General features: G+C 31.4%; 6 protein-coding genes and 1 pseudogene. 1 reads left to right on the forward strand and 6 read right to left on the reverse strand.

All coding sequences use genetic code 11. The annotated features are described in order from the left end of the window. The 6 genes from tnpB to E4T71_RS07935 all read right to left on the reverse strand — a co-directional run. Positions 1-286 (reverse strand): IS66 family insertion sequence element accessory protein TnpB (gene tnpB / locus E4T71_RS07910; protein ID WP_245165706.1); only part of this gene is annotated, 286 nt, incomplete at its 3' end. A 189-nt stretch (positions 287-475) separates the two neighbouring features. Next, positions 476-1,756 carry an LlaJI family restriction endonuclease gene (locus E4T71_RS07915; protein WP_135038746.1) on the reverse strand — a complete coding sequence of 427 codons (1,281 nt, stop codon included), beginning with the start codon at positions 1,754-1,756 and terminating at the stop codon, positions 476-478. After that, positions 1,749-3,395 (reverse strand): hypothetical protein, encoded by a 1,647-nt coding sequence (locus tag E4T71_RS07920; RefSeq protein ID WP_135038747.1) that lies wholly within the window; start codon positions 3,393-3,395, stop codon positions 1,749-1,751. Before E4T71_RS07920 ends, E4T71_RS07915 begins: the two co-directional genes overlap by 8 nt. A gap of 1 nt (position 3,396) precedes the next feature. Beyond that, a complete protein-coding gene (locus tag E4T71_RS07925; RefSeq protein ID WP_135038749.1) occupies positions 3,397-4,803 on the reverse strand; it encodes a DNA cytosine methyltransferase in 1,407 nt (468 codons plus the stop codon). Beyond that, a complete protein-coding gene (locus E4T71_RS07930; protein ID WP_135038751.1) occupies positions 4,794-5,726 on the reverse strand; it encodes a DNA cytosine methyltransferase in 933 nt (310 codons plus the stop codon). The genes E4T71_RS07925 and E4T71_RS07930 overlap by 10 nt, the downstream gene beginning before the upstream one ends. 3 nt (positions 5,727-5,729) lie before the next feature. Further along, positions 5,730-5,933, reverse strand: coding sequence for a helix-turn-helix transcriptional regulator (locus tag E4T71_RS07935; RefSeq protein ID WP_135038753.1), 204 nt, complete (start codon positions 5,931-5,933; stop codon positions 5,730-5,732). A 227-nt stretch (positions 5,934-6,160) separates the two neighbouring features. On the opposite strand from E4T71_RS07935, the pseudogene E4T71_RS07940 reads away from it, so the two are divergent. Next, a pseudogene (locus E4T71_RS07940) lies at positions 6,161-6,319 on the forward strand (site-specific integrase); the annotation flags it as partial. Positions 6,320-6,430: the final 111 nt, after the last annotated feature.

Consider the following 6,430-nt stretch of genomic DNA (forward strand, 5'->3'; position numbering starts at 1 on the left):
CTCGCTCATTCGAAGGCCAGTTGAGTTTTCCATTCTCAAACCTTTTGTACAGTAACCAGAAGCCCTGTCCATCCCAATAAAGGGCTTTGAAGCGATCTTTTCTTCCACCACAGAAAAGAAAGACTTGGCCTGAGAAAGGGTCCAATTCAAATTCCTGTTTCACTAAGTAAGCCAAGGAATCAATTCCTTGCCTCATATCTGTTTTACCAGTTATCAAATGAACCTGACCTAAATCGCATAAATTTATCCTAGTGAACGAGCGAGAATCTACCATATCAATCTCCATCCTGATGATTTATAAGATTAGTATAGCTAGATTTCTAGTTCGGTTAAAGATACCTTGTTATTGGGCGCTTACATCATTTCATCTGTAAATTTCATAACTCTATTATACATCAGATTTTGATTTCTGTTGAGTATTATCAAATATACTCACTAACACACTTAGCTAAGCATTTTATCCTATCTGATACAATTATCCTTTTGATCTAGACCGCTCTCGCATTTGTGCTTTGAACTCAAAAATATTTGATAATGTAAAGTCAATTACAGTTTTTAAGTTCAAATAATGAACTATAATTTTTAACCCATCTGAATAGCCTTTTACTCTTGACACATCTTCAATCCACGTCCTATCAATATGAACTTCATCATACGGTGCTCCATGTGTTGGCGCAATCAAACCATTATGTATTTTGGATTGTGGATATTTTTCCTTTAAAAAGTAATAATAGAATGCTTGTTTATAATTTAATTCTGAAATACTTTTCATATATTTAGAATCAAACAATATAATTTCATCTTCGGTATCACTAATATAAATATGATCGAATTCAATCGAAAATCCCTGTGTTTCACTATGTTCTCTATTTTCACATGACTCCGTCTTTTCTGATTGCTTTATAAATTTATATGTAGATTCATTAGATAGATCTATTCCATCATTATCTATTCCAGAAAAAGTTTTATTTAATAAAACATGAATCATAGACTCCCAATATAATGGGAAGTCTGTTGTTGTAATAGCTAAAACTCCATTTCTAAAAGACAACCATTCAAAATAACTAATCATAGCTTGAATCAATTCTTTTTCTGAATCTTTAAAGTATCTATTCTTGATTAGCTTTAACTTCCGAACACATGCTTTAAAATTTTTAAAAATGTTATCTGATGAAAACTCTTTATAAGGTAGCACAAAGTTAAGTATTTCAGAATACTTATCATAAGTATTACTCAAAATAAACTGCATACAGTCGCTAAGAAAAACCGAACTATTTTTGTCCTTAATTGAAATTATTGGTAAAAAGACTATTCCATTATCTTGAATTACCTTCTGAGACTTTCGAATTGTTCTTTTCCAATTCGGTCTACCTTGATTAGTTATATTCTCAACCTTGATTTTCTTATTATAAATGCCAAACTTTTTGTAATAATCCACAACTAGTAAATAACTATCCACTGGAAATTCATTACTTTTTGAATCCTTCTTTTGGAAATTTATTGGCGAAGATCCTTTAACTAATAATGAAGCAATGGCCTTTGCATATTCTTTCTTTTCTTCAATGGAAAGTTTCTCATGATCAAAATGTTTAGGAAAAGAGAATAAAGTACTGCCTTGAGATACAACTACTCCCACAAAATTAATTGTACATGTACCATTTGTATAGCGTAGTAAATCGTCAATTTGAAAACTATTTAACTTTTCCTTATCATATACTTCACCATCATTTATACAAATAGGAGATCCATTATTCATTTTGTTGTTTACTCAATTCTACTTTTTGACTACTATAGGTTTCCAAAAAGGCTTTCGAAAAAATTTCACTTGCTTCTGTGGTTACATCAAATTTATCATACAACGTTGAAAATGCTCGGATGTTAGAATTAAAAATTGATACTTCATCACTCAGACTTGCACTTTGAACATCTTCCCAAAGATAATGAAGAACTTTATTTTTGATCGTTTCGTTAACGTCCACATCATTATTAAATTTCACAAAAAATTGGCCTAGTTGCTTATCTTCACTCAATCCTAAATCGGATACAATAAATTGATTTATCGCTAAATAGAACTGATTCCATTCAAATTGATCTAAAGCTAAGCTAAATGTCGCTGAATTTAGAATCGCTCCTGAAACTTCATCATAGCAAGGTTTAACACTTTCATATACAAAAGAAAAGCGGCGTTTAAATGCAGTATCTAAAACATTAACATTTTGATCGCTAGTATTAACTGTACCTATGATGTGTAAATTGTTCGGCAAATAAATCTTATCATCACCTTTAGATTTTGCACCATATTTTATAAGTTCATCAGAAATTAATGAGTTGTCAATTCTGTATTCACTAATCCCTTGATCGTTTCTATCAAGGAGTTGGAAAATATCTCCAAAAATTGAAGCAATATCTCCGCGAGACATTTCTTCAATAATTAAATAAACATCATTTTCCTTATTCAACATCGCTCTTATCAATGCTGTAGTGAAGATACCCTCTGTAAAGTTATAAGAAACATTACCTTCTTGGGACGTAGGCATTATATTTCCTACAAAATCAAAGTGACTATACTCTCCATGAACTGTAGTTCTTAGTACAAATGGGTTGGAATCACTTTCTTCATAATTAGGATAGCTCTCACGAATAATATTTTTTATACTATAACTCTTACCAGTACCAGGGGCTCCGAAACGGATTTCTTGAATAAGATTTTTTCTCAGAATACAATCGACATCAAATTTATGTATATTGTTATTGTCATCTATCTCAAATTTTTCATTTTGAGTCACTATTGCATCAGTTGAGACAAAAGTTATTTCCGAAGGTTTGCCAGAGCGATTCGTGAAAATTTTGTTATTAAAAGATTTCAATGATTTCGCATCATTTTCTTTTACCGCAATCGAATCATAGCTTAATTCATTTTTTCTTTTTAGGACAATCCAAAAAGTATTAGGTACTATTAAATGTCTGAATGAAATAAAGTTTTCACTATCACCATTCTTGATAATAGATAGTTGAACTTGCTCTCCTCCACTACGTGAATAAACACATATTTCTTCAATTAATTTTGATTCACCTCTAAAATTAATTGAATGATTCGGATCTAAATAATTGCAATTCTTTTGATAAATTGAAATTGGAGCTTTGAAAACAAAGAAATTTTTCATTGAAGACTCCGACTCTTCAACAAAAGATTTCGAATATAAGTATGGAAATAAATCCATCTGTTTTCCAGTAATCGCAATATGCGATTGCTTACTTGAAATGCCTTTAGTAATACAATTACTTTCAGCTAATTTTTTAACTATGAATGAATCATAATCATCCATAGTTAATTTAATATCCATTTTATCACGTACAGTTTTCTGTATCTCTTCAAATACTTCTGTAAATTCCATACTAATCTCCTATATATTTTCTTATTACCTTTGCAATGTATCTAGCAAACAAAGGAGGAACTGAGTTTCCAATTTGCATATAAGTTTTTGTGTAAGCTCCTTTAAAGTAATAGTCATCTGGATAAGATTGAACTCGTGCAGCCTCACGAGGTGTCAATCCACGAGCTTGCGTAGGATGTATATACATATTACAATCAAACTTCATATGAGCAGTAATCGTTTTACAAACTTTTTCCTCTTCCAATTTGAAATATTTATCCTTAAAAATATGACTTCTTGATTTATAAGGCATAATATCAGCAATTTTCTCATCATCTGACTTATCACCTTGATGCAACCGACCATATATTTCAATATCTCTGTCATTATTATAGCGAGCCTTATGATTTAAAACCTGCTTAAAATTGCGATTCTGATTTATTAAATCAATGTATTCGTTAGATTTAATGTCGCTATAGCTATCAACAATAAAACCAATTTTTTCATTTTCTAGATTTGTTGCATTTTTTACACGAGATGCCTCCAATTCTCTCAAACCATAAAGAGCATCCTTTAAAACAAAATCTTTAGTTTCAGAAATAAAGCCACAAATCTCTTCATGAATTTTTTTGTTATCAGCACCTAATCTGTTCCCGATAAATATCAATCTCTCACGGTTTTGTGGAACACCAAAATCCTTAACATTATATAGATGAAAATCAACAGAGTAACCAATGCTCTTAAAATCTTCAATAACCTGATTAGCAACTTTTTTCATCCCTTTAACATTTTCCATAACAATAAATTTAGGTTGCAAGGAATCTACTGCTTTGATAAAACTTTTATAAAGTTTATTGCGTGGATCATCAATTAGTCGCTGCCTATTTGCAGTACTAAAACCTTGACAAGGAGGACCTCCAATTACCAAGTCAACATTTTCAAACCGTTTATACTTAGAAACATCATCTAATATATCGTCAATATTACTACATATAATATTTTCTTTTGGAACTGTTGGATGATTAAAGCGATATGTTTCTACACAACTCTTTTCTATATCATTTGCAAAATTAATCTTGAATCCCTCTTGTACAAAACCAAGCGACAAACCACCTGCTCCACAAAAAAAATCCACAATATTTGGACTCTTTTCTTCTTTTATCAATGATTCAGAAATATAAGCCCCAACATAATTTTTTATTATATTTCCATCTTGACCAGCTAAATCTTGCTCTGAGAATTTCCTTAATTTATCTAGTAAATCATCATCAGATTTAAGTATATCGATAATCTCCTCAGAGCGTTCGTCTACTTTTTCTATCCCAGTAGTGGTTCCAATTAACTGATAAATACGGGTGTCAACAAGCTTTTCAGTACCTTGATTTTCCCAAGCATTCACAAATCTTTTTAATTCAGTCTTCAATTCCATTCTCCTAGTTCTTGAAGTGTCGTTTTCACTCTTTCAGCGACTTTATTTGATACAGCCACTGTAACTGCATTCCCAAACTGACGGTATGCTTGAGTATCAGACACAGGGATTATAAATTCTTCTGGGAATCCTTGTAACCTTGCAGCTTCCCTCGGTGTTAACCGTCTAATCCTTCCATTATCAGTCACATAGTTATCTTGTGATGCTCTATGCATCTTATGCATAGTTGCAGTTAATGGGCGAGCAACTGGTAAATCAATTTCCGCTTTTGCTCTATACCCACCTGTTCCCTCAGAGAGTATTGTTGGAATAATTTTATCTGATAGAAAATATTTTTGATCTACGTTCTCTTCTAAGAGATCTTGCATTGTTAACTTAAGTTCTACTTCTTTGGGAAACTCATACTGAGCATCATGATTTGCAAAACACACAATAAAAGTACGATTTCTGGTTTGTGGAATACCATAATTAACCGTATTTAAAATTTGAGTAAAAACTTTATATCCTAATTCATTTTCAAGGATATTTTTAATAACCTTATACGTATTACCTTTATCATGTGTTTTCAAAGTCCTAACATTTTCAAGTACAAGAACTCGCGGTTTTTTCCCTCTTTTGCTCATACTATTTATTACTTCCACAATTCTAAAGAATAATGTTCCTCTTGCATCTTCGAATCCTTTTTCATGTCCCATCATACTAAACGGCTGACACGGAAACCCACCAATTACTACATCAGCAAGTGGTATAGAATCTAATTCAATTTCATTTAAATCTCCAAAAGTAGCTGGATTAGAAAAGTTTTCGTTATATGTTTGAATAGCAAATTTATCAAAGTCATTCGCCCAAACAATATTAAAATTTTGCTGATGAAATCCAAGGTCCAATCCACCAGCCCCACTAAATAAAGAAACTACATCCAAAGTCTATTCCTCCACAAACTCTATAATATCCGATGTATCACATTTTAAATAATTTGCAATTTTTAACAATGTATCTGTTGTTGTACACTCATTATTAACCATTTTTGTATACGTGCTGGAACTTATCTTAGCTTCAGTTCTAAATTGGTTTTTACCAATTCCCTTATTAGCCAATGTTCGCCATAAAGGAGCATATGAAATCTTCATTTGTTTCTACCTAGTCCTTTTAAAAGTATCCTACTAGTATAACATAAACACTAAAAAATGTTTTAAATGAGTTAATATCTTTAAACGCTGATTCTTCTCAACAAGTCTACCTTCATCATACTATTTCAATTTTTAAATAATAATTGCATTTACATCCATATTTTATATTTTCTTGTAAATCTCACATCTATCTATTCCATACAATCTCAAAATTATATTCCCCTAAAGCCACACTTGCTAAACAAGCTGGAATGAGTTTAAAAGTTATTTCAGAAGCCCTAACTCACAGTGATACTGGAACAACTCAAATTTATATCAATACTTCCAATGTTATCCCTATGGCAGTTGGTGAGTTTGCCCTTAAATCAATAGTAAGCGCCCAATAACAGAGTATATTGACAAAACTCCAAGATTATAAGCAGATTGCTTTTAATCTTGGAGTTTTCTTTATCTACAATTCTCTTGGATTTTTGGAGCCCATGGTAAATAAGCCTCTA

Source organism: Streptococcus sp. WM07 (assembly GCF_004570525.1).
Taxonomy (GTDB): domain Bacteria; phylum Bacillota; class Bacilli; order Lactobacillales; family Streptococcaceae; genus Streptococcus.